The following is a 24,383-nucleotide window of genomic DNA, read 5'->3' as shown; positions in this document are numbered from 1 at the left end:
ACCGCCGGTGGTTTGGGCCGCGTTGGTCTCGGTGAGGTTGGCGCTGGTGGTGCCGCCGATCGCGGCGGGGTCGTTCACTGCCGTGATGTTGACCGTGGTGGAGCCGAACGCGCTGAGCGCGCTGCCCGCCCCCTGGCTACCGGAGTTTCCGTCGTTGAAGGTCCAGCCGATCTCGACGCTGGCGGGCGGCGCGTCGGAGCTGTTGGCGTAGGCGATGGAGCTCAGCACCTCGTTGATGCGGGCCTGGGTGGCGCTGGCGTTGAACGACAGGCTGAGGGTGCCGCCGGCGTTGGCGACAACCGTGCCAACCGTAACACCGCCCAGCACCAGGCCCTGGCCCCCGGTGAGGGCGGCCAGGTTGCCGGTGGCCGAGAAGACGTCCTGGCTGCTGGCGCCGCCGCTGCGCGCCAGGGTCAGGGTGGCGCCGTCGAAGCTGTCGGCGGCCGACAGCTCGGCATCGAAGACCCGCACGCTGCTGTCGATCACCACCGGCGGGCCGTTTTCGGTGTAGCTCACCGCGCCGCCCAGGCTGCTGCTGCCGGTGGCCAGGCGGGTGTCCGGCGTGCCGTCGGCACTGAGGCGCAGCAGGGCAAGGTCTTCGGTGGCGTTGGTGCCATAGCCGGCAGCCACGATGCGGCCGTCGGGGGCGATGTCGACGGCGTACAGGATCTCGAAGGACGAACGGCTGAGCACCAGGTTGCCGTCGCCGCTGAAGCTGGTGTCCGCGCCGCCGTCGGCCAGATAGCGGGCGACCAGCAGGTGGTTACCGCCGCCGCCACCGACGACGACGATCCGACCGTCGGGCTGAAGGGCCAGGTCCCAGACCGATTCGTTACCGCCGAGGTTGGTGGTGACCACGCCTGCGGTGCCGAAGCCGCTGTCCAGTGTGCCGTCATCGTTGAGACCGATGAGGGACACGTCGTTGTCGGCGAAGCGACTGTAGCCGCCCACGACGATCCTGCCGCCCGCCTGCACGGCCACATCTTGAGCGATGTCCCACTGGGTGCCAACGGCGGTGGTGAGCTTGCCGTCGCCGCTGAAGCTGGTGTCGAGGCTGCCATCGGTTGTGTAGCGGACGATGCCGAAATCCCGATCGCTGCCGACGAGTACCGCGCCAACCTGGACGATGCGTCCAGTGTTATCCAGCGCCAGTCCGGTGCCCGCGTCGTCCGACCCCGCGAAGTCCACCATCTGCTTGCCGTCGCCGCTGAAGGAGGTGTCGAGGCTGCCGTCGGCCAGGTAACGCGCCACGGCGAAGTCGGCGGTGCCGGAGCTGGAGTTACCGCCGACGACGATCCTCCCGTCCGCCTGGATGACGACCCGGTAGGCCACGTCGAAGCGGCCGCCGGCAAAGTCGGTGGTGACGATGCCGTCACCGCCGCCGAAGAGGGTGTCCAGGCTGCCGTCGGCGTTGTAGCGCAGCACCGCAAAATCGTTGCCGTTGGTGGAGGTCTCGCCGACCACGATGATCTTGCCGTCCGCCTGCAGCGCGAGCCCGTGGGCCTTGTCGTCACCCGCACTGAGGGAGGTGGTGACGATACCGTCGCCGCCACCGAAGCCAGTATCCAGGCTACCGTCGGCGTTGTAGCGCACGAGCAGGAAATCGAAACTCCCCTGGCTGCCGGTGTAGCCGGCGACCAGGATCTTGCAGTCGGGCTGGACGACAACCGCCTGGCCCCGCTCGGCGGCACCGGCGACGTCGAGCGGGGCGTAGAACTCGGCGGCGTCGAAGGTGGGCGCATCGTTGATCGAAGCGATGCTGACGCGCCGCGCCGCGGTGTTGCTGGAGGCCGTGCCGTCATTCACCGTGAAGCTCACGCTGCGGCTGATGGTGGCGGGGCTGTCGGAGGCGTTGCTGTAGGTGACACTGCGCAGAGCGGCCTGGTAATCGGCCACCGATGCACTGCCGCTGAGACTGAGCACACCGGTCTGGCCGTTCCAGCTGCCGCGGATACCGTTCTGGTCGGTGAAGCCGAGGCGGTCCTGCCCGCTGACAAAACCACCGGTGATGGCGACGGTGGCGCCGGCGAGGTTGCCGCCGTCCGCGTCGACGACGGTGAGGCCGCCATCGACCACCACGCTGGCGTTCTCGGTGTAGGCGGCCGTGCCGCCGCTGGAGGTGACGACGGGGGCGTCGTTGACCGCATTGACGGTGAGGCTGACCACGTCGCTGGCGCTCGAGAAGGCCGTGCTGCCGCCGGTGGCGGTGGCGTCGGCCAGGCCACCGTTGGCGCCATTGCTGCGGTCCCAGGCCCGGAAGGTGATGGCGTCGGCGAGGGTGCCGTTCCAGTCCGGGCTGGGCTGAAAGTACAGCCGCGTGCCGGCATCGGCCGACAGCAGGCGCGCCGATGCCTCGCTGACGCTGCCCATGGCCAGCCAGTCTGTGCCGTTGTTGGTCGAATACCACCAGCTGCCCCCGCCGGTGTTGGTGCCGACCACCGCGATGCCGAGCAGCGCACCGGCGTCGGCATCCGTCACGTTATCCACCTGCCCGGCCGGCGAGGCGAAGTCGGCGAGGCTGGAGACCAGCGTGCCGACGGCCCCCACGGGGGCACCGGCGTCTTCAGCCATGCTGCCCAGCGCCGGGCTGCGGGAGGCGTCCAGCACGGGGGCGTTGTTGGGCGTCAGGCTGTAGGAGATCACCAGCACCGGGGGCGTGATGCCCTCGCTGCTGTCGTAGGTGATCACCTGGCCGCTCGAGTCGGGGCTGCCGAGGATGAGGCCGTTGTTTACCGTGGCCCCGGACACCCAGGAGCGCACGAGGGCGGTGAGATCCCAGCTGTGCAGCCCGGTGGCCGTCGGGCTGAGGCTGGCGACGACGGTGGCGTTGAAGCTGCCGCCGGCGGTGGTCCAGGCGGTGCCCGGCTGGCGCTCTGTCCAGTTGGCGGCGCCGGCAGTGCCGCTGCCGCTGCCCTCGACCCAGCTCTCGGTGAGCTGATAGACGTTGATGTTGGTGGCGGCGCCGGTGATCCCGGTGGCCATCATCTGCAGCGTGGCGCTGGCGATGGTGGTCGTGCCGGGCAGGCTGCCCAGGTCAAACTGCAGCAGAGCCCGGATGTCTCCGATGGAGCCCCCGGAATAATCGACGACCAGGTTGCCGGACGCGCCGTAGTTGAGCGTGGGGTTGGTGAGGTCGATGTAAGTGTCTTGTGCCGCGGTGAGGCGGGCGTCGGTATTGACGGCGCGGTTGGCGGCGAACTCGGACGTGGCGCCATGGCTGCCGCCGCCCAGGTCGACGGTGGCGGTGGCGCTCACCACGTAACCGGCCGACACCACGATGCCGCTGAAAGTGGCCGAGAAGGTGGCGTTGCCGGCCGCGTCGGTGGTCACCGTGGTAGCGCCGAGCCAGGTCTGGCCCGCGCCGTGGCCGCTGGCGTCGCCACTGGGCGACGAGAAGAACTCCAACCGGTAGGTGGTGCTGGCGTTGCTGCGCAGGGTGCCGGTGACGGTGGTGTTGCCGCCGGTGGACACCACGCTGCCGATCTCGGGGTAGTTCTGCAGGTTGTTGGGGCCGGTGTCGGCGTCGCCGGCGTCGTTGGTGGTGACGCCGTCGGCGGCCAGGTCGATGCCCAGTTCGCTGTTGCCGAAGATGCGGTTGCCGAGGATGGCGGCGGTGCCCCCCTGCACGCGCACGCCGTCTCCGTTGCCGTTGGTGATGACATTGCCCTCCCCCGCCACCACGCCGCCGATCCGCACCGTCGCGCCGCCGAGGATCAGGACGCCACCGTAGGCGTAGCTGACACTGCCGTTGCCCAGCGCCGTCGAGCCGTCGCTGCCCACACCGATATAGTTGCCGAGCACCAGGTTGCCAGTGACAGCTGCGCCATTGAGCGCGATACCGCCATATTCGTTGCCGCCGATCACGTTGCGCAGCGCGGCGGTCGTGCCGCCGACCACGTTGTTGCCCCCCGAGAACTTGAAGTCGATACCCCACTTGCCATTGCCGAGGTCCACCAGGCCGCTGGTGTCGGTGCCCAGATAGTTGCCGGTGATGAGGTTGTTGCCCGAGCCGCTATCGACCTGGATGCCGCTGCCCGCGAAGCGGTTGATCACCAGCCCCTTGATGGTGCTGCCGGAGCTGCCACTGCCAAGCACCAGGCCGTGGGTCGTGTCGGCAGCGGTGCCGGCGGCCGCGCCGCTCAGCTCGATCACCGGCGTGCCTGCAAAGTCCGGCTCGCTGCTGCCATCGATGATCACCGCCCCGGTGATGGTGGGCAGCGCCGAGCCCAGCGCGATCGAGTGGGGCCCACTACCGGCGATGCTGAACAGGATCTTGTCCGCCCCGCCCGCACCGTTGGCGGTGTTGTTGGCCGCGGTGATCGCCTCGCGCAGGCTGATCTTGCCGTCGGCGCCCTTGTTGGCGAGCAGCGTGGACAGGCTGGTGGTGTCGCCGTCGTTGGTGTCGCTGGCCGTGTCCACCGTGATGCTGGCCTGGCTGCTCGACACCGCCGCCACGTTGCGGCTGAACTCGGAGGTGTCGGTGAAGCTGCTGTAGCCGCTGTCGCTGCGGGTGGCGGTGGCGCTGATGTAGCGCCCCACCGGCACGGCCACGCTCAGGGTGGCATCGATGCTGGCGTTGCCCGAGGCGTCGGTGGCCACGTTGGCGAAGCCCAGCCAGGTCTGCCCCTCGCCGTAGCCGCTGGCATCCTGGGCCACGTTGGCAAAAAACTCGATGCGGTAGTAGCTGTTGGCGGTGCTGTTGAGGCTGCCCTTGACGCGGAGCTGGCCGCTGCCGTCGGTGGTGGCGCTGGTGAGCACCGGGAAGTTCTGCAGGTTGTTGGCGCCGGAGTCCGCGTCGCCGGCGTCGTTGGCCGTGACGCCGTCGCCGCGCAGGTCAATGGCGAGGTTGCTGTTGCTGTCGAAGGTGTTGCCGAGCAGCGTGAAGCTGACGCCGCTGGTATCGGTGTACAAGCCCCCGACGGGGTTGTTCACGATGCGGTTGCCGGCGCCCGCGGCGGTGCCGCCGATGGTCACGCCGGTGGCGCCGCCGCCGACCCAGATGCCGCCGAGGCTATTGCCCAGCGAGAGGGTGCCGCCCGCGTCGGTGCCGATGTAGTTGCCCTGGACCAGGGTGCCGGGCACGTTGTAGGCGATCTCGATGCCGTTGCGGTTGTTGCCGGAGATGATGTTGCGCTCGGCCGCCGTGACCCCGCCGATACGGTTGTTGCTGCCGCCGAATACGTCCACGCCGTCGTAGTTGTTGCCCCGGTCCAGGGTGCCGGTGGCGTCGGTGCCGATGTAGTTGCCGATGACGACGTTGTTGGAGCCCCACAGGCCGATACCGGCGTTGATGTTGTTCGACAGCACGTTGCGCGCCGCCGTGGTGGTGCCGCCGATGAGGTTGCCGGACGAGGCGACGTAGATGCCGAAGTTGTTCCTGACCGACACTGGGGTGGTGCCGTCGGCGTCCAGGCCGATCACGTTGCCGGCGATGAGGTTGTTGTCCGATCCCGTCTGGAGGTACAGCCCGAAACCATCGTTGCTGTTGAAACCGTTGATCGCCAGACCGCGGATCGTTGAGCCGCCGCTGCCGGGCGCGAGCACCAGGCCATGGACGCCAGACCCGGTCAGGCTGCCGTCGATCTCGATAACAGGGCGCCCGACCACATAGTCGGGCTCGGAGGTGCCATCGATGACCACCGCGTCGGTGATGGTGGGCAGGGATGTGGTCGGCGTGATGGTGTGGGTGCCGCCCACCAGCGCCGTGGCGATGTTGAAGCTGATGCGGTCCGCCCCGCCCACGCCGTTGGCGGTGTTGTTGGCCGCGGTGATCGCCTCGCGCAGGCTGATCTTGCCGTCGGCGCCCTTGTTGGCCATCAGCGCCGCGATGCTGGTGGTGGTGCCATCCGCCGTGTCGGCGGCGGTGTCGACGACGAGGGTGTTGAAGGTGTCGTTGTCGGTGTTGGTCAGCGACACGTCGCTGGCATTGCGCCCGTTGTAGTTGCCGTCGGTGCTGGATGCGGCCGCGGTGACGACCGTGAACGCGACGTTGCCGTCGATGAAGCTGTCGTCCACCCCGGTCACCGTGACTGTCTGGGCGACGTTCCAGTTGAGTGGGGTGAAGGTCAGGCTGGAGGCCGACAATGTGCCCTCGGTGGTGTCGGAACTGCTGAGCCCGATCGTCACGTTGGCCGTCGGCGCGGCATCGAGCACCACGCTGAACTGGGCCGTCCCGCCCGCCTCGGTGACGGTGAGCCCGCTGATCGGCGTCACGGTGATACCGGCCGACGGCCGGATCGCCACGGCGCCGATGACCCACTGGGCTGCCGACGTGAAGCTGCCGCTCATCACCACCGACGCGGCGCCGGGCTCCGAGGTCGAGCTGCTGGTGATGCTTGTGTTCACCTGCGCCCAGTTCAAAGTCTGCCCGGGGCCGACCGTACCGCCACTCGGCCGGCCAGCCCAGGACTGGACGTCGATGACCAGGTCGCCGGCCGCGCTGTCGACCACCGTGACCGAGCTGTTCGTGCTGTTGCCGAAGGCACTGTAGAAAGTGCGCACCGGGCTGCTCTGGTTGACGCCGTTGTAGGTAGTCGCGCCCGCCACCACCGAAGTGGCCGCCGACAGGGTGACCACCACGTTGGCGGTGCCGACCGTGGGGTTGAGCAGCCGCCAGATCTCCACCGGGACGGTGCCGGTGACGGAGCGCCCCACCAGCGTCAGGGCCGTGCCGCCGTAGCTGACGCTGTTGGCGATCGTCCCCGTCGTGCCGATGGAGATCTCGACGAACAGCGCCCGATCGGAACCGCTGGCCACGGTGTGCGACCAGGTGAGGACGTTCGTGTTGAGGCCGTTGGTCGAGCTCACCGAGCCGTTGGCGCTGATCGCCAGCACGCTGCCCCAGTCCTGCTGCACCTGCAGCCCCGGCGCGATGGCGGCTTCGACGCCCCCGCTGCGGTATTCCAGGTCCCAGTCGCCGCCGAGGCTGGCAGCACCGGTGGGGTCGTCGGAGGCAGCCACGTCGGCGCCGGTGAGGGCCGCCAGGGCGTCGACCAGGCTCTCTCCAACGGGCGTCGACGCCACGTCGCAACCGTAGATCAGCAGATCGGCCTCGGCCGTCAGGGCGTCGCCCCAGGCCGAGATCTCGCCGGCCCGCAGGACCAGCGCTGCCGCATCGAGCCGGCCGGCGCCCAGCTCGGCCACGCCGTCGGCGCCGTGGCCGATGAGGTGGATCGCCGCTACGTCGGTGCGCCCGGCCAGGCTGTCGCCGACCACCGCAATGCCGTCTTCGTCGGCGCCGATGACGACCACCTCGACCGCGCGCCCGCCCTGCTGCTGGGCTGCGAGGTCGTCGAGCAGGAGCTGGAGTTCTGGGACGCGGGCGTCGATGAAGACCAGCTCGGTGCCGGCGCCCTGCAAGGCGTCGCCGCCCTCCACCTGCACCTCGGCCGCCGTCAGCACCGCGGCGGCGAGCCCGGCCGGGCCGGGGCCTGCCGAGTACATGATGCGCGGCTCGAAGCTCTCGATCAGCGCGCGGCGGCGGCGGGTGTCCATGGGCGCCTCAGCGGCGGGGCTTGTCTTTGAACGCCGGCAGATTGGTGTCGAGGCGCATTCCGCCGGGCTGGCGTGCCTCGGCCGCTACCGGCGCCTCACCGAAGCTGATCCGGCAGCGCAGGCCGGCGGGCAGCCGCAGATCGGCGTTGGGCAGGGTGAGCCGCACCCGGAAGGTGTTGCTGGCCGCATCCACCACGCGGTCGACCAGCGCCACGCTGGCCGCCACCGGCGCCGCGTTGGGCAGGTCGGGCTTGACGCTGGCCAGCTCGCCGACGCGGATGCTGCCGAACCGGGCAGCAGGCACGATCACCTCGACCCGCAGCGTGTCGATGCGGGCGAGCTTGAACACCGGCTTCTCCTCGACCCGCTCACCGGCTGACAGATAACGCTCCACGACCACGCCCTCGAAGGGCGCGCGCAGGGTGCGCAGCCCCACCTGGGCATCGGCCACCCCCACCTCGCGGCTCCACACCCGCAGCTGGTCGCGGGCCTGCAGGTGCTTCTGCTCGGCCACCTGATAATCGGCGCGGGCCTGATCGAGGGCCTGCTGGGCGAGGAAGTTGCGGGCGACGAGGTCTTCGGCACGGCTGAGCTTCTGCCGTGCCAGGTCGCGGTTGGCCTGGGCCGCCCGCAGATCGGCCTCGGAGGCGGCACGGCTTCTGGCCACCTCGGCCGAGGCGCGCTCCACGTCGCTGCGCAGCACCGCCAGCGCCTGGCCTTTTTTGACCATGTCACCACGCTCGGCACGGATGCTTTCGAGCACCCCGATCACCGGGCTGCCCAGATCGGCCACCTTGTCGGGCTCGATCAGGCACCCCAGCGTCTGCCCGGCAGCAGGTGCCGTGGCCGTTGCGGGCACCGCGGCGCCTGCGCCGCAGGCGAGGCTGCAGGCGAGCAAACTCAACAGGTATCTGAAACTGTTCATCATTCTCCCGGGCCACCAAAGGACAGCCCTCGTTCCCATTCCCGATCTGACTCCAGCAGGGCCCGCCGCGCGCGCCGCTCACGCCCCGCCTGACGCCACTGGCTCAAGGTGAGGAGCGTGCTCAGCACGCGGGGCGGCATCGCCAGGCGGCCGGCCTCATCCGCAGCGTAGCGGCGCACCAAGGCGCCGAGCAGCGGCACATCGGCCACCCTCGGCGTCTCGAGGCTGATCCAGCGCTCCACGCTGCCCGGGTCACCCTGGCGGGCACAGCGCCCTTCCAGCTGGCGGTCTATCCTGCGCGACGCATTGAACTGACAGCACATCACATGCAAGCCTCCCGCACCCGCGACACCCGCCGCGAGGGCAATGTCGGTCCCCCGCCCGGCCATGTTGGTGGCCACCGTCACCCGGCCCGGCTCACCGGCCAGCGCCACGATGGCGGCTTCGTCGGCATCGAAGCGGGCGTTGAGCACGCGGTGGGCAACCCCGACCGCATCAAGCCGCGCCGAAAGCGCTTCCGACTCAGCCACCGAGGACGTCCCCACCAGTACCGGCCGGCCATGGCCAACGAATTCTGCCACCCTCCGGGCAACGGCGTCCCACAATGCGTTTCTTGCTGTGTATATACGGCCCGGCAGGGTTTTCCTTGAGGGCGGCAAACGTGACGGAATGCATACCACATCCAAACCGTAGATTTCGCGCAGCTCGCCACGGGCCTCGCGCAGGGTGCCGCTCATGCCGCCGAGGCGGTGGTAACGGGGGAAGAAGCGCTGGAAGGTGATCTGGGCCAGCGTCTCGGTGGCCGGCGAGGCGCGACAGCCCTCCTTCAGCTCGACGAGGCCGTGCAGGCCGCGGGACCACACCCGCCCGGGCGCGGCGCGGCCGGTGACCTCGTCGATGATCTCGATCTTGCCGTCCCGCACCAGGTAATGCACGTCGCGACGATAGGCATGGCGCGCCGCCAGCGCCATGCCCACGGCCTCTTCGCGCAGGCGGGACGAACGCCAGCGCCCGCCGAGCGCCCCGGCCCGCTCGGCCAGCAGTGCGCTGCCGGCCGGACTGAGGCGCGCCTTCAGCGACGCGGCATCGAGCGTGAAATGCACATCGGCCTCGAGCCCGCCGGCGAGCTGCCAGGCCTGCCAGAAGAAGGCCCGCGCAGGGCTGTTCTTCACCTGCCGGGAAAGGATCAGCGGCATCATCGCCTCGTCGATGAGCAGGCTGTCGGCCTCGTCGACCACCGCCATGCACAGGCCGCGGAGCAGCGGCCGGCCGGCATCGCCGTCACGGAGCACCGCGGCGCGGCGCGGCAGATCGCCCTGCACGAAGCCCCGCCGCTGGCCGTCGCGAAGGTAGTCGAAGACCAGCTCGCGGGCGGTCACGTAGCAGATCGGCAGAGCGTAGGCTGCCCGGCGGGCCGCCTCGGTGTGGAGCCCGATCACGAAACCCACCCGCAGCCCGAGGCAGGCATACATCGGCTCCAGCTTGCCAGCGTCCCGCTCCACCAGGTAGTCGTTGGCGGTGAGCACATGCACCGGCATCCCGGCCAGCGCGCCGACGGCTGCCGCCAGGGCCGCCGAGAGCGTCTTGCCCTCGCCGGTGGCCATCTCGGCGAGGCGGCAGTCCAGCATCACCAGCGCCGCCTTGATCTGGCCGTCGTAGGCGGCCAGGCCCAGGCTGCGCCGGGCGGCCTCGACGGCGGCGGCCAGGGCCTCGACGATGCGCTCGGCGGAGAGCCCGTCCCGCCCGATCCGCGCCTGCACGGCCCGCACCCGGGCGACGAAGGCCACCTCGGAAAGCGCCCGCCAACCAGGGCCGGCAGCGCGCACCGCCTGCAGCTGGCTGCGGTAAGGCGCCCTCCCCCACGGCCAGCGCACCCGCGGCGGCTCGCGCCGCTCGGGGTAGGCGCCCCACACCGGGCCGGGCAGCGGGACGCGCAATTCGAGAGGCGGGCTCATGACGTGGCGCCCTGCAGCGGAGCCGGGCTCATGCGGCGGGGTTGAAGTGGCGCAGGAAGAGCTGCTTGAGCTGACGCCCCCACTGCACCGCGAGGGGCTGCCAGCCATGGTCGAAGCGCACCCAGCCACGGCCCCCGGCGCGCTCCAGGGGCGGCCGATCCAGGGTCAGGTCGATCACGAAGACCGGCGCCGGCGTGCGCAGGTGGTCCTGGTCGGCCGGGTCGACGGGCAGGCGCCCGCCGGCAAAATCCCCCAGCGCGGCGCTTGGGAGTTTTTCGGTGGCGGCCGGCACCGCCCGCAGTACGCGCGCCGGAAAACCCTCACCAGGCAGCTCGGCCAGGCGCACCGACACGCTGCGGGTGTCGTCGCGCACCAGGGCCGCCATGTCCTGCTCGACGGCCACCCGCAGGCTGCTCGCCTCGCCGGTGAGGATGTGCCCGAGCAGCGTGCCGCGGCGCACGAAGACGCCCTCCATGTCGGCCTGGCGCGGCATCACCAGCTGCCCGCCGACACCAGCCCGCAGCTCGAGGGCCGCCTGCAGCTCGAGGGCGCGGGCCAGCTGGGTGCGGACCCGCTCGATCTCCTCTTCGACATTGCGCAGCCTCACGGGGTCGCGCAGCATGGCCTGGAACAGGTCGGCGTCCAGCGCCGCGACGCGGTGGCGGTACTTCTCGACATCGGCCTGCAGGCGCGGGTCTTCGAGCCGGGCGAGCAGCTGCCCGGCCTCGACCCGGTCGCCGTGCCGGGCCTCGAGGGCCACCAGAAAACCATCGGTGCCGGTGCGCAGCTGGGCCTGTTCGGGCACCCACACCACGCCCTGGGCGACGCTCGAAAACGGCAGCGGCACCACGCCGACCAGCACGACACACCCGACACACAGCGCCCCGGCCGCCCTCAGCGCCCGGCGCCGCTGGACATCGGGCAGCGCCAGCCGCAACAGGCGCCGCCAGAAGGTGACGACCGGCATCACCAGCAGCGCGCCGAGCATCGCCACCCCGGCCAGCACGCCCAGCACCATCGACCAGCTGCCCACCCAGCCGACGATGGCCACCGACAGCCCGACCCGGTACAGCCACGACGCCGGCGCGTAGAACAGCAGCCACGGCCGCTCGCCCCGGCCGGGCTCGGGGGACGGCACGTCGGCGAGGCCGAGCACCCGCCCGAGCAGCAGATAACGCCAGAAGGCGGTGCTGCGGGTGGCCAGGTTGGGCAGATCGAAGGCGTCGCACAGCATGTAATAGGCGTCGAAGCGCAGCAGCGGGTTGCCGTTGAAGAGCACGGTCGACACCCCGCCGATCACCGCCGCGACGAGGCTCACGTCGCGCACCAGGCCCGGCTCGACCAGGGCCCATACCATCAGCGCAGCCCCGGCGATCGCCAGCTCGGTGAGAATGCCGGCGGCGCTCACCGCCAGGCGCTGGGAGGCGTGGCGGAAGGCCGACGCCGCCGACGCGTCGACAAAGGGCGCCGGCGTGAGCAGCAGCAGGCTCACCCCCACCTGATGCACCTCGCCGCCATAGCGCCGCACCGCCAGCCCGTGGGCCAGCTCATGGACGGTCTTGATCAGCGGATAGATCAGCCAGGCGATCAACAGAAAGCGCGGCGTCGTCATCCAGGTGCGCACGTCGGCCTCGAGCCGCCCGAAGTGCATCGCCGCCACCAGGCCGCCGCCGGCAATCAGGAATGCCAGGAAGAGCAGCATCCAGCCGGACACCAGCCTGTCCAGCCACGGGTCGAAGCGTGCCAGCAGCGCGCTCGGGTCGCCGAGCCGCAGCCGGAAAGCCAGCGGGTTCACGCCCAGCCGGCGCTGCCGCCGCGAATCCTGCTCCTCACGGTGGAAGATCGCCGCCACGTCCGGCGTGAGTTCGCACTGGATCAGGCCGCGCTGATTGAGCTGCACCAGGAGGCGCACGATCTCGTCCTGGGTCAGGGCCTGCTCGGGGGCCTCGGCGAGCAGGGCCTCGCTGAGCGCCTCGACGCTGTGACGGCCGTCGCAGCGGCCGACAAAGGCATAGGCCGCGGCATTCATCCGGTGGAAACGGCCGCTCAGGGGGTCGGCCAGCACGTACCACACCTCGCGGCGGTGGATCTGCCGGGTTACCCGCAGCTGGGCTCGCAGGCACGGGTGCAGCCCGGCCACGCGATACCACTGGCTGCTGAAGACGCTGGCCCCCATCTCAGCGCCCCAGCCAGGACCACACACCCAGCCGCAACCATTCGGTGAGCCGGTGGGTCCAGGCCCACAGCAGGGGCTCGCGCCCCACCGCGATGCGCGCCACCCCGCGCAGGCCGGGGCGCAGGGTGTCGGGCTGGGCGTCGAGGGCGGCCTCGACTTCGAAAACATTGCGGCCTTCCACCGCATTGGCCATCGGCGTGACCCGGGTCACCTTGACGGCCAGCGTATCCCACGGCAGCGCCGACAATGCCAGGCTGCCCGGCTGCCCGACGCGGACCCGCCCGATGTCCCGCTCGTCCACCTCGACGATCACGCGGAAGCGTTCCCGCGGCGCCACGGTGAGCAGCACGTCGCCCCGCTGGACCGGGCTGCCCAGGGACTGGCTGAGGTCACCGCGGATCACCACGCCATCGAAGGGCGCCTCGATGCGGGTGCGCCCGAGCTGCTCGTCCACCAGCGCCAGCTGGGCCCGCGCCTCGTCGGCCCTGGCCTGGCTGATCACCAGCTGGCTGCGGTCGGCGCGGGCCATGGCGGCGGCGTAGGCGTTTTCATGCTGGGCCAGCTCGCTCGCCCAGCGGTTGTGCTCGAGCTGCAGATCCTGCTCGGCCAGCTCGGCCAGCACCTGGCCGGCCTTCACCAGGTCACCCGGCCGCACCAGGCTCTGTTTGAGGAAGCCGTCGACGGGCGCCACCAGCACCCGCTGGATCTCACCCTCGACGCGGGCGTTGCCACCGATCCGATATTCGAAGGGCACCACCAGGAGCACCGCCAGCGCCACCGCAGCGGCACCCAGGCCGAAGCGCCAGCGCGCATTGTCGGGCGCCCGCAGCTTCGCCGAGGCCCGCCTCAGGCGGCCCCGCACCCGCTGGCGCAGCGGCCGCTCCCGGTGACCCATGAAATGCAGCACGGGCCCGAGCAGCGCCACCGCATGCTCCCAGTCGTCGAGATCGGCAGCGCAGAGCGCGGCGGCATCACCGAACTGGAGCAGGACCGCCCCCACCAGCTCTCGCCCCACCGCGATCGGGATCGTGCACACGGCACCCCGGTGATGGCGGAGGAGTTCATCGTGGGCCAGCACGATGCGCGGCGGGTGGTCCGGCAGCTGGGGCACGACAACGGTGGCGGCCTGGTCGAGGGCCTCGTCCATCGCCGCGGCGAAGACCTTGAGGGCCTCGCTGCGGCCTTCGCCGATGCCCCCGTGGGACAGCGCGACGACCCGACAGAAATGATCGTCCACAAAGCCAATCGCCACCCGCTCGCAGCCGAGCCGCGTGGCGAACTCGGAGGCCAGGGCCGTGGCCGCCGGCCGGAGCTGGTCGTGGGACACCAGCGCCGCCTGAAGGGCGATCAGATCAATGCGCGGAGACTTGGCGGGAGGGGCTTGCGGGGGGGAGTTCAGAGCATCCATCCTGAGAGGCTATTGTCATCGTATTGACGACATCCGGAGGGAAAACTTTAAACGCCGGCACCTTGGCGCAGCGCTTGTGGGGAGCGCCGGTGAGGCGCGAGCGCCGGTGAGGCGCGAGCGCCGCGTGATTCCATCGTCTGGGGCCCCTGCGCCGCAGCCCACCGGTGGAATGGGCAGGTTGGTGGGCCGCGCGCATGAGCGGGGCGAAGAAATGCGCGCGGGCAATGAAAAACCCTCTTTCATCGCTGGACGAAAGAGGGTTTTTTGACCTGCGGGGCCGGCGGCTCGGTGAGCACGCCGCCGCGCTACGCGTTCAGTGCTGGGCCGTCAGCTGGGCGATGAACGCCGCTTCTTTCTCGGCGGGGAAGGCGTGCTGGGCGAGCACCTTTTGTACGGCACGGGCGTCGCTCCGGGAGCCTTCCACGCTGAACTCGATTCCCAGCGTGCGGCCGTTGGCGGCCAGGGTCATGAAGGCCGTACGCCACCGCTGCGATTCCGCCAGACGCTCACGCACTTCGCTTTCGTTACGGATGACGACACCCGCGGCCTTGAGGGAATCCAGAAATTCTGCGTAGGACCCGTTGTAGTAACTGCCCATCGATTTCTCCTGTTAGTGCGGTGATTGCTCACCTGTAATCACTCAACGCGGCGGGGTTGAAAGTGGATGACAAGAATTTCGATTTTTTTTCGAGATTCAAAAAGCCGCGCTGCACTCACAGGCGGAAGCGCTCCAGCGCCCCATGCAAGGCCTGGGCGTTACTTAGCAGAGCCTCCGCTTCACCGGCGATGCCCTGGGTGGCGCTGGCCGAACGGTCGGCCATGGATGAGATGTGCTCCACATGCCGGGCGATCTCCTGGGCCGCGGTGCTCTGCTCGACAAGGGCGTCGGAGATGTTGTTCACGATCTCGCCCACCCCGCCGGCACGCCCGGTGATCAGATCGATGGAATCCCCCGCCGCGCCGGCATGGGCAACCCCCACGTTGACGCGTGAAACCGCGGTCTCGATGCAATCGAGCACCGACTCCTTGGCGCTGCGCATGTCATTCATCATGCGGCCGATCTCATCGGTGGCGGTGGTGGTGCGCTCGGCGAGCTTGCGCACCTCGTCGGCCACCACGGCAAAGCCCCGCCCGAGCTCGCCGGCCCGGGCCGCCTCGATGGCGGCATTGAGCGCCAGCAGGTTGGTCTGGTCGGCGATGCCCTTGATGATGCCCACCACTTCGGCCGCCCGCTCGGACTCGCGGCCGAGGGCCTCGACCCGCTCGACGGCCGTCCCGATCACGCCGGCGATGCCGGACATCTCGCCCACCGCGGCCTTGACCACCTTGCTGCCCTGGGCTGCGGCCTCGCTGGAGTCGGACGACAGCCGGCGCGCATCGGAGGCGTTGTCGGTGATGTGGTTGATGGAGACCGTCATCTCTTCCACGGCGGCGGCCATGGCGCTGGTGGACGAATGCTGTTCGCCGACCCCGTCGGCGATCTCCCGCGAAGTCGCCTGCAACCGGGCCGCCAGAGATTTGAGGCTGTCGGCGGTGTTGCGGGCTTCTGAGACGGTGCTGCGCAGCTCATCCTGCATCCGCGCCACGGCGGCCAGCAGCGGCCGGCTCTCGAGCTGCTTCGGGTCGAAGGCGTAGTCGAGGTGGCCATCGGCGACCCGCAGCGCAAAGCTCGAGACGGTCATGCCATCCTGCACCAGCCCCCTCAGGATTCCCGCGATGTAACACAGCAGTCCGGTCTCGACGACCACGTAGGCGGCATGCACCAGCACCCGCCCGACGCCGTCGAACTCGGGAAACACATACACCCCCGCCCCGGTGGCCTGCAGCCAGGCGAAGCTGAGGTGATGCACGGCGATCAGCGCCGCCGCGGCTACCAGCGGGCGCCAGTCGCAATACAGCACCAAAAAGGCGAGCAGCACGAAAATCCCGAAGTGGGACTCGATCACGCCGCGGGTTTGATGGATGAGGAGCGCCGCGAAGATCATCGCCGCGCAGGCCACCGCGATGCGGGTGACCAGCTGACCGGCCGCGCTGCGGCTGATCAGCAGCGGCACCAGAAAGGCCGGCAGCCCGACGCCGAGGGCCGGCACCCAGCTGTCGGTCAGCGCCGCCGCCACCAGGCAGACCATGAAATGGACACCGAGGGTGCCGATCAGCAGATTGTCGGCCCGCGCCCGAAATGCGCTGAGACCGTCCTTGGGGTTGCCAGCTCGGGAGCTCATCGCGCGGCTCCTTTCCACAGGCCCGCGGGCGTTGCCGAGCAAACCTCGCCGCGCCGCACCGATTCGACCTCCAGCGCCCAGATCTGGGCCGCCGACACCATCAATACGCCCAGCAACAACCAGGGCCAGGCCGACTGGAGCCCCTGCCGAGCGGCGGCAGAGGGCATTTGTGGATGATCCATGACAACTTCCTCACCTTGAACGATGCAGGTACAACGGACAGGGCGAGGTTTTCTTGAGGCGCAGACCCGCGCCGGGCGGAGGTCGGGCGGCCGGCTCAGCCGGCGAGATGCTGCAGGATCGGGGCCAGCATGGCGGCGCCGAGGCGCATGCTGCGCTCGCCGCTCCAGCCGGCGATGCCGTCTGGCAGGTTGGCGTTGTCCTTGAAGGGCATCTCGAGCGTGAGCGAGACGCAGCCGAAGCGGTGGGCCACCCACTTCGAGGCCAGGGTCAGCAGTTCGTCCTCGAAGCGCCCGACCGCATAGCCGTGTTCGGTCTGGAAATCCGGGCTGGCGGCGGCGAAGGCCTCAACAAAACGGGCCTGGCGGGCACGCTGCTCGTCAGAGAAGCCCGGCACCTCCTCGGCGGTCGAGAAGAACACGTAAGGCAGCGCCTCGTCACCGTGGATGTCGAGGAAGAGCTCGACCCCGCTCGCCTCCATCGCCCGACGCACCAGCAGCACCTCGGGGCTGCGCTCGGCCGACGGGTCGCGCCATTCGCGGTTGAGGTTGGCACCGGCGGCGTTGGTGCGCAGGTTGCCGCGGATGGCGCCGTCCGGGTTCATGTTGGGCACGATGTAGAGCACGGCCTTCTCGCGGATGCGCCGGGCCACCGGGTCGGCGCCGTCGAGCAGGCGTTCGAGCAGGCCCTCGACGAACCACTCGGCCATGCTCTCGCCGGGGTGCTGGCGAGCGATGATCCACACCGGCCGCTTGCCGGGCGCCGGGCGGCCGACGGTGACGAGGTCGAGGTCACGCCCCTCGACGGTGGCACCGAGGTTGCTCACCGAGGCGAAGGGCGACATCTCGACGCGGCCCAGCAGGTCGAGGTGACGCTCGTGGGAATACGGCTCGAAGTAGGCGTAGTAGATGCTGTTGCGCTCGGGCCGGTGTTCGACGATCAGCCGGCCGTCCTCGTAGCGGGTGGTGCCGATGCGGAACCAGTGGCGCCGGTCGTAGGAGGCCACGCAGCGGTAGCCGGGCCAGCCGTCGGGGTAGGCCGCGGCGGCGGCGTTCTCGAAGACCATCCGCACGTCCTGCCCCGCCGCACCGTGGAGGCGGAAGTGGAACCACTGGCGAAAGGCACCATCGCCGCCGACACCCTGGTCGGCACGCAGCTTGAGGCGGATGTCGCCAGGCGAGGCGATGGACAGCACCTCGATGGCGCCGGAGTCGAAATTGCTGCTGATGCGGAGGGTCATGGCAGAGGGACAGCTCACAGAATATGGGTCAGGGCGTAGAGGGCGAGGCCGATCAGGCCGCCGACGAGGGTGCCGTTGAGCCGGATGAACTGCAGGTCGCGGCCGACGCTGTGCTCGATCTCGCGGACCAGGTCTTCGTCGCGCCAGGCGCGCACGGTGCCGGCGATGTGCTCCGAAAGCCCGTCGCGGAGCTGCGGCGCGAGGCCCTCGACGGTGCGCTCGATGTGCTCGTTGAGCGAATCGCGCAGCGCCGGGTTGGCCGCCAGGCTGGCGCCGATGGCGGTGGCCGCCGAGGCCAGCCTGGCGCGGATGCGCGAGTCGGGGCGTGCCATGTCGCTGGCCAGCCAGCCGCGCAGGTCGTCCCACAGGCCGTCCACGTACTTGGCGATGCCCGGGTGGGCGAGGAAGTCGCGCTTCATGGCGTCGATCTTGTCGCGCAGCGCCTCGTCGTTCTTGAGCCGCTCGATGTAACCCTCGACGAGCTCGTCGAAGGCCTGCCGGCGCGGGTGATGGGGGTCGGCGGCGATCTCGTCCAGCAAGCCGTTCACCCCGTGGACGATGCCCACCGACACCTTGTCGCCGAGCTCGGTGGGGTTCATGCCCACCAGGCCGAGCATGGCGACGACCTTGGGGTATTCCTTGCTCGCCACGTCAACGATCATGCCGGCAAAGGCGGCCTGCACGCCGGGTTCGTCGAGCCATGCGGCGAGCTTGCGGATGCCCTCGTCGAGCAGGCCCTGGTGGCGGCGGTTTTCGGTGAGGGCGTCGAGGATGCGACCCACCGCGCCGGCCAGGTCGAGCCCGGCGGCGCGCTTGCGCAGCGCGTGCACCAGCAGCCGGCGGACGCGGCGGTCGTCCATGAAGTCGAGGGACTGGACGAGGATCACGCCCAGGCGGTCGGACAGCGCCCTGGCGTTGTCGGGCTGCTGCAGCCACACGCCGATGCGCGAGGCCGGGTCGGCGGCCCGCAGGCGCGCCACCAGCGAGGCGGTGTCGAGGAAGCGGTCGCGGATGAAGCGCGCCAGGTTGTCGGCCAGCCGCGCCTTGTTGCGCGGCAGGATGGCGGTGTGGGGGATCGGCAGGCCGAGGGGGTGGCGGAACAGCGCCACCACCGCGAACCAGTCGGCCAGCGCGCCGATCATCGCCGCCTCGGCGAAGGCGGCCAGCCAGGGCCAGCCCTCCCGGCGGGCGACGACGAACAGCAGCGTGACGACCACCAGCAGCGCGGTGGCCAGGGTTTTCATGCGTTTCAGGCTGGCGGCCTTGTCGGGGGTGGTCATCGCGGTGTCCCTCGTCCGTCAGTCCTGACGGCGCCGGAACACCCAGCGCGCGTCATCCGAGGCCTCCGCCGCAAAGGCGTAGCCGTCGCTGTCGAAGGCCTTCAGCGCCTCGACCTCCTCAACCCCGTGGGTGATGGCGTGGCGGGCCATCAGGCCGCGGGCGCGCTTGGCGTAGAAGCTGATGATCTTGTAGCGCCCGCCCTTCCAGTCTTCGAAGGCCACGTCGAGCAGCCGCCCCTTGAGCTTGGCGGCCTTGACGGACTTGAAGTATTCCTCGGAGGCGAGGTTCACCAGCACCGCCTCGCGGCCGGCATCGCGCTCGGCCTCGAGCAGGCGGTTGAGGGCGTCGGTCTGGGTCATGCCCCAGAAGGCGTAGAGATCCTTGCCCCGCGTGTTCTTGAAGCGGGTGCCCATCTCGAGGCGGTAGGGCTGCATCAGGTCGAGCGGGCGCAGGAGGCCATAAAGGCCCGACAAAATGCGCAGGTGGGCCTGGGCGTAGTCGAGCTGGGCCTCGGTCAGGCTGCGGGCGTCGAGCCCGTCGTACACGTCGCCGTTGAAGGCCAGCACGGCCGGGCGGGCGTTGGCGGGGCTGAAGGGCTGCGACCACTCGGCGTAGCGGGCCACGTTGAGGGCCGCCAGGGCGTCGGAGAGGTGCATCAGCTCGGCCACCTGAGCGTGGGACAGCTCACGCAGGGCGGTGATCAGCTCGGCGGCGTCGGCGAGGTATTCGGGCTGGGTGAAGCGTGGGGTGGCGAGGGGCGACTCGTAGTCGAGGGCCTTGGCGGGGGACAGCACGAAGATCATGGTGGCGGGCAGTAAGGCGATGGGCCCGATTTTAGCAAACGGCGCCGCGCCGCATCAGGCCATGGGCTCCAGATGGGTCGTTACCTCGACGCCGGGCAGCTCGGCCACCAGCGCCGCCTCGATCTCGTCGAGCAGGGCGTGGCCGTCGCGCACCGTCCAGTCGCCCGGCACCCGCACCACTACCTGCACGAAGGCGGAGGCGCCGGCGCGCCGGGTGCGCAGCCCCTCGAAGGCCACGCCGCGGGGCTTGAAACCCGCCAGCACGCGCCCCGCCCGGGCGATGGCATCGCGGTCGAGGCTGCGATCCATCAGGCCATCCACCGATTCGCGCATCAGATGCCAGGCTTCGCGGGTGATGTTGAGGCCGACCACGATGGCGATCAGCGGGTCGAGGCGCAGCCAGCCCGTCCAGGCCACAAGGGCGACGCCCGCGATGACACCGAAGGAGGTCCACACATCGGTCATCAGGTGGCGGGAATCCGCCCGCAGCGCGATGGAGTTGAAACGCTCGCCGGCCTGGGCGAGCACCCGTGCGACGGCGAAGTTGATGCCGGTGGCCGCCGCCGACCAGGCCAGACCCCAGCCCGGCGACTCGATGGGCTGGGGGGCGAGCAGGCGTTCGATGGCCGTCCAGATGATCGCAAACGCGGCGCCGAAGATCAGGATGCCCTCGAAGCCACTCGAGAAATACTCGGCCTTGCCGTGGCCGAAGGGGTGCTGGCGGTCGGGGGGCGCCCGGGTGACCAGGATCATCCACAGGGCGAAGGAGGCGCCGGCGAGGTTGACGAAGGATTCGAGGGCGTCGGACAGCAGGCCCACCGAGCCGGTGATCCACCAGGCGAGGGTTTTGAGGGCGATCGTGAACACCGCCGCCGCGATGGACAGCCACGCGAAGTGGTGGCGGTCCATCCGCTGCAGGCTGATCATGGCCGCCTAGCTCCGCTCGACGTCGGTGACGCCCTTCACCTCGTGCACCAGCTGCACCGCGCGCTGGATCTGCTGCACGCCCTGCACCTCGATGGTGAAGCGCATCCGCGCTGCACCCTTGCGGCTGAGGGTGTTGACGGCGATCACGTTTAGCTTCTCGCGGGATAGCACCTCGGAGATGTCCCGCAGCAGGCCCTGGCGGTCCATCGCCTGGACCAGGATGTCCACCGGGAAGACCGCGTCTTTCGGCGGCCGCACCCCGCCCCACTGGGCATTGACGAGTCGCTCCGGGTTCTTGCGGGCAAGCGCCTGGAAATCCCGGCACTCGACCCGGTGGATCGACACGCCGCGCCCGCGGGTGACGTAGCCCTGGATCGCATCCGGCGGCGCCGGCTTGCAGCAGCGGCCGAGGGAGGTCATGAGCTTGCCGACCCCGACGATCAGGATCATGTCGCCCGCGTCGCCGGCGCGGCTGTGGCCGATGGCGACCTCGGCCTCGGCGCCCTCGGGCTCGACGGCCTCGGTGCCCCGCAGGGCCACCTGGATCGCCCGCGGGCCGACCTCGCCGCGCCCGGTGGCGATGAACAGCGCCTCGGCGTTCTTGAAGCCGAGCCGGGTGGCCAGATCGTCGATGCTCACGTGGCCGTGGCCTTCGCGCTGGATCTCCTTGGTGAGCACCCCGCGGCCGCGCACTAGCAGCTCTTCCTCTTCGAGGGCACTGAAATACTGCTTGATCTTCTGCCGCGCCCGCGGCGTGGCCACATAGCCCTGCTGCGGGTTGAGCCAGTCGCGCGAGGGCCCGCCTTCTTTGGTGGCCATGATCTCCACCGTCTGGCCGTTTTCAAGGGGCGTGTTGAGGCTGACCAGCTGGCCATTCACCTTGGCGCCCCGGCAGTGGTGGCCGAGATCGGTGTGCACCCGGTAGGCGAAGTCGATGGCGGTCGCCCCGCGGGGCATGTCGATCACCCGGCCCTGGGGCGTCAACACGTAGATGGTGTCGTCGAGGGAGGCGCGCTTGAACTGCTCGAGCCAGTCGGCGGCGTCGGTAACCTCGTCGCGCCACGACAGCAGGCTGCGCAGCAGGGCGATCTTCTCGTCGTACTCGGTGTTGGGCGCGCCGCCGCCCTCCTTGTAGCGCCAGTGGGCGGCCACCCCCAGCTCGGCGTGCTTGTGCATGCCGTGGGTGCGGATCTGGACTTCCAGCGCGCGGCCGTCGGCGGCATACACCGCGGTGTGCAGCGACTGGTAGTTGTTGCCCTTGGGCATCGAGATGTAGTCGTCGAACTCCTTGGGGATGGGCGTCCAGATCTGGTGCACGATGCCCAGCACCGCGTAGCAGTCCTTGACCTCATCCACCAGCACGCGCAGCGCCCGCACGTCGAAGATCTGCGAGAAGTCGAGGCGCTTGGCGCGCATCTTGTTGTAGATGCTGTAGATGTGCTTTGGCCGGCCATACACCTCGGCCTTGACACCGATGGCCGCGACTTCGGCCTTCAGGCGCGCCACCGCGTCGACGATGAACTGCTCCCGCTCGACCCGCCGCTCGTCGAGCATGCGGGCGATGCGCTTGTAGGTGTCGGGCTCGAGGAAGCGGAAGGAGAGATCCTCGAGCTCCCACTTGAGCTGCCAGATGCCCAGCCGATTGGCCAGCGGCGCGTAGATGTCGAGGCTCTCGCGGGCGATGGATTCGCGCTGGGCGCCCGGGTGGTCGGTGAAGTAGCGCAGCGTCTGGGTGCGCGAGGCGACCCGCAGCAGCACCACCCGGATGTCCTCGACCATCGCCAGCAGCATCTTGCGCAGCACCTCGCTCTGGGCGCGGATCTCCGGGGCGCTGGTGGTGGCGGTCATGTGGGTGACGACGCGCAGGCCGTTGAGCCGGCGCAGGCCCTCGACCAGCTCGGCCACGTGGGCACCCAGGCGCTGGGTGATCTCGTCGGCCGGATGGCCAAGCACGTCGCCCACCGCAAAACACAGGGCCGCGAGGCGGGTGTCGGCGTCGAGGCGCAACGAGGCGGCGATCAGGGCCATCCCGAGGGCGTGGCTCCAGGTCGGCTCACGCGTGCCCAGCACACGCTCGCCATACAGGCCGCGCGCCCAGTCGTGGGCATGCTCGACGCGGGCCGCATCGTCGGGGCCGAGGCCCTCGCGGAGGAGGTCAAGGGCCGACGCAGCGGACGCAGAAAGGGAATGAGTAACGGCAACCATGCACGCATTATCCTGGAAACGGCAGTCGGACGCGCTGTCACCCTCGGAGCGGGTTTCTGGCCAAGACACGACGACAAGTGCTCATGGGGCGCTTGAGGTGTCCGGAAGCGGCTGCTGCCAGTTTGACGATTATCCTATAGGCTCGCCTGCCGGCATTTGATCTTGATCGCAAGCCGGTGATCGAAACCCCACGCCCCACACCTTCCGACAAGCGATTACCCGATGTTTTCCGCCCTCCGCCGCTGGCGCCGCCGGCGCCAGGCCGACCGCATGAGCGTATCCGCCGCCCAATGGGAGCAGGTCGAACAGAGCCTGCCCTTCCTGGCCTGGCGGCCCGCCGAAGACCGCCCGATGCTGCGCCGCATGGCCCTCGAATTCCTTGCCGAAAAGCAGGTTCACGGCGCCCGCGGGCTCGCCATCAGCGACGAGATGCTGCTCTCCATCGCGCTGCAGGCCTGCCTGCCGGTGCTCCATATCGGCCTCGACGCCTACGCCGACTGGGTCGGCATCGTGGTTTATCCGGGCGATTTCGTGATCCCCCGCAGCATCGTCGACGACGCCGGAGTCACCCACGAATACCACGACGAGGTGCTCGGCGAAGCCTGGGAAGGCGGCCCGGTGCTGCTGTCGTGGTTCGACGGCAACGACGCGCCGGCCGGCATCAACGTGGTCATCCACGAGTTCGCCCACAAGCTCGACATGGGCAACGGCGAAGTCGACGGCTACCCTGCCCTCCCCGCCGACATGCCGCCCGCCGCCTGGGCCGCTGCCTTCAAGCCCGCCTACGACGACTTCTGCCGCCGGGTGGACGACGGCGAGGACACCGCCCTCGACCCCTACGGCGCCGAGCACCCTTCGGAGTTCTTCGCCGTAATGAGCGAGGCCTTCTTCGAGACGCCACGCCTGCTGCGGGGCGAATACCCGGCCGTTTACGCGCAGCTGTCCCGCTACTACCGGCAAGACCCCGCCGCCTTCGAACCCGAAACAGGAAACGGGCCATAGCACGAATGTCACATTTCTTTGCTTGTCCCCCGATCGCTGTCTAAAGTGAGTGAGCCACCCGGCATTCCCGACTAAACAGTGGAGAGGAACTTCATGGCTATTACCTGGATTCTGGTCGCCAACGCGAGTCTCGCCCGTCTGTACGCCAACCTCGGGCCCAAGCAGGGGCTCAAGCTGATCAAGGAGCTCGTTCATCCCGAAAGCCGCATGAAGAACGCCGACCTGTCATCCGACAAGGCCGGAGCCTTCCAGGCCTCGACCAGCGGCCACGGCTCCCGCGAGCAGCAAACCCCGCCCAAGCTCAACGCCGCCCGCAACTTCGCCCAGGCGCTCGCCAAGGAGCTCTACCTCGGGCGCAGCCGCAACGAATTCGCGCGGGCCATCCTCGTCGCGCCACCCGCCTTCATGGGCATGCTCAACGCCACCCTCGACGGCCCCACCGCCCAGATGGTGAGCGACCGCCTCGAGAAGGACTACACCAAAACCCCCGAGCCAGCCCTGTGCGGCCATCTCGAGTCCTGCATCCTCGTCTGAGCGCCCCCAGGGCCGGGCTCCGCCCAGCCCG

At 69.7% G+C, this 24,383-nt stretch carries 15 protein-coding genes; 2 read left to right on the top strand and 13 right to left on the bottom strand.

Features of this window, described 5'->3' with window-relative positions:
* The 13 genes from ZRA01_RS16285 to ZRA01_RS16225 form a co-directional block, all read right to left on the bottom strand.
* Positions 1 to 7,494 (bottom strand): DUF4347 domain-containing protein (locus ZRA01_RS16285; protein WP_141354137.1); only part of this gene is annotated, 7,494 nt, incomplete at its 3' end.
* A 7-nt stretch (positions 7,495 to 7,501) separates the two neighbouring features.
* Positions 7,502 to 8,419 (bottom strand): efflux RND transporter periplasmic adaptor subunit, encoded by a 918-nt coding sequence (locus tag ZRA01_RS16280; RefSeq protein ID WP_170183003.1) that lies wholly within the window; start codon positions 8,417 to 8,419, stop codon positions 7,502 to 7,504.
* On the bottom strand, positions 8,419 to 10,374 hold the full coding sequence (locus ZRA01_RS16275; protein ID WP_170183002.1) for a preprotein translocase subunit SecA: 1,956 nt from the start codon (positions 10,372 to 10,374) through the stop codon (positions 8,419 to 8,421). Before ZRA01_RS16275 ends, ZRA01_RS16280 begins: the two co-directional genes overlap by 1 nt.
* Positions 10,375 to 10,402: 28 nt before the next feature.
* The gene (locus ZRA01_RS16270) at positions 10,403 to 12,550 is read right to left on the bottom strand and encodes a PqqD family peptide modification chaperone (RefSeq protein WP_170183001.1); all 2,148 of its coding nucleotides are present in this window, start codon (positions 12,548 to 12,550) and stop codon (positions 10,403 to 10,405) included.
* 1 nt (position 12,551) lies between these two features.
* Positions 12,552 to 13,877: an efflux RND transporter periplasmic adaptor subunit gene (locus ZRA01_RS16265; protein WP_141354129.1), complete on the bottom strand. Its 1,326-nt coding sequence runs from the start codon at positions 13,875 to 13,877 to the stop codon at positions 12,552 to 12,554.
* 394 nt (positions 13,878 to 14,271) lie between these two features.
* Entirely contained in the window at positions 14,272 to 14,556 is a 285-nt protein-coding gene (locus ZRA01_RS16260; protein WP_141354127.1) for a hypothetical protein, read from the bottom strand.
* A 115-nt stretch (positions 14,557 to 14,671) separates the two neighbouring features.
* Positions 14,672 to 16,180 carry a methyl-accepting chemotaxis protein gene (locus ZRA01_RS20885; RefSeq protein WP_218028734.1) on the bottom strand — a complete coding sequence of 503 codons (1,509 nt, stop codon included), beginning with the start codon at positions 16,178 to 16,180 and terminating at the stop codon, positions 14,672 to 14,674.
* Entirely contained in the window at positions 16,177 to 16,362 is a 186-nt protein-coding gene (locus ZRA01_RS16250; RefSeq protein WP_141354125.1) for a hypothetical protein, read from the bottom strand. Before ZRA01_RS16250 ends, ZRA01_RS20885 begins: the two co-directional genes overlap by 4 nt.
* 95 nt (positions 16,363 to 16,457) lie before the next feature.
* Positions 16,458 to 17,600 (bottom strand): M14 family metallopeptidase, encoded by a 1,143-nt coding sequence (locus ZRA01_RS16245; RefSeq protein ID WP_141354123.1) that lies wholly within the window; start codon positions 17,598 to 17,600, stop codon positions 16,458 to 16,460.
* Between the two features lie 14 nt (positions 17,601 to 17,614).
* On the bottom strand, positions 17,615 to 18,880 hold the full coding sequence (locus tag ZRA01_RS16240) for a DUF445 domain-containing protein (RefSeq protein WP_141354121.1): 1,266 nt from the start codon (positions 18,878 to 18,880) through the stop codon (positions 17,615 to 17,617).
* Positions 18,881 to 18,898: 18 nt separating this feature from the next.
* Positions 18,899 to 19,684 carry a peroxide stress protein YaaA gene (gene yaaA / locus ZRA01_RS16235; RefSeq protein WP_141354119.1) on the bottom strand — a complete coding sequence of 262 codons (786 nt, stop codon included), beginning with the start codon at positions 19,682 to 19,684 and terminating at the stop codon, positions 18,899 to 18,901.
* A 54-nt stretch (positions 19,685 to 19,738) separates the two neighbouring features.
* A complete protein-coding gene (locus ZRA01_RS16230) occupies positions 19,739 to 20,611 on the bottom strand; it encodes a cation diffusion facilitator family transporter (RefSeq protein WP_246093704.1) in 873 nt (290 codons plus the stop codon).
* Positions 20,612 to 20,617: 6 nt separating this feature from the next.
* Entirely contained in the window at positions 20,618 to 22,816 is a 2,199-nt protein-coding gene (locus tag ZRA01_RS16225) for a RelA/SpoT family protein (protein ID WP_141354117.1), read from the bottom strand.
* 222 nt (positions 22,817 to 23,038) lie between these two features.
* On the opposite strand from ZRA01_RS16225, the gene ZRA01_RS16220 reads away from it, so the two are divergent.
* Both ZRA01_RS16220 and ZRA01_RS16215 read left to right on the top strand, forming a co-directional pair.
* On the top strand, positions 23,039 to 23,818 hold the full coding sequence (locus ZRA01_RS16220) for a M90 family metallopeptidase (RefSeq protein WP_141354115.1): 780 nt from the start codon (positions 23,039 to 23,041) through the stop codon (positions 23,816 to 23,818).
* 93 nt (positions 23,819 to 23,911) lie between these two features.
* Positions 23,912 to 24,352: a host attachment protein gene (locus ZRA01_RS16215; RefSeq protein WP_141354113.1), complete on the top strand. Its 441-nt coding sequence runs from the start codon at positions 23,912 to 23,914 to the stop codon at positions 24,350 to 24,352.
* The last annotated feature ends 31 nt before the right edge of the window (positions 24,353 to 24,383 follow it).

Source organism: Zoogloea ramigera, assembly GCF_006539865.1.
Classification (GTDB): Bacteria; Pseudomonadota; Gammaproteobacteria; order Burkholderiales; family Rhodocyclaceae; genus Zoogloea; species Zoogloea ramigera.
The sequence above is the reverse complement of the archived record's forward strand: the minus strand, read 5'-3'. Positions and strand labels throughout refer to the sequence as shown.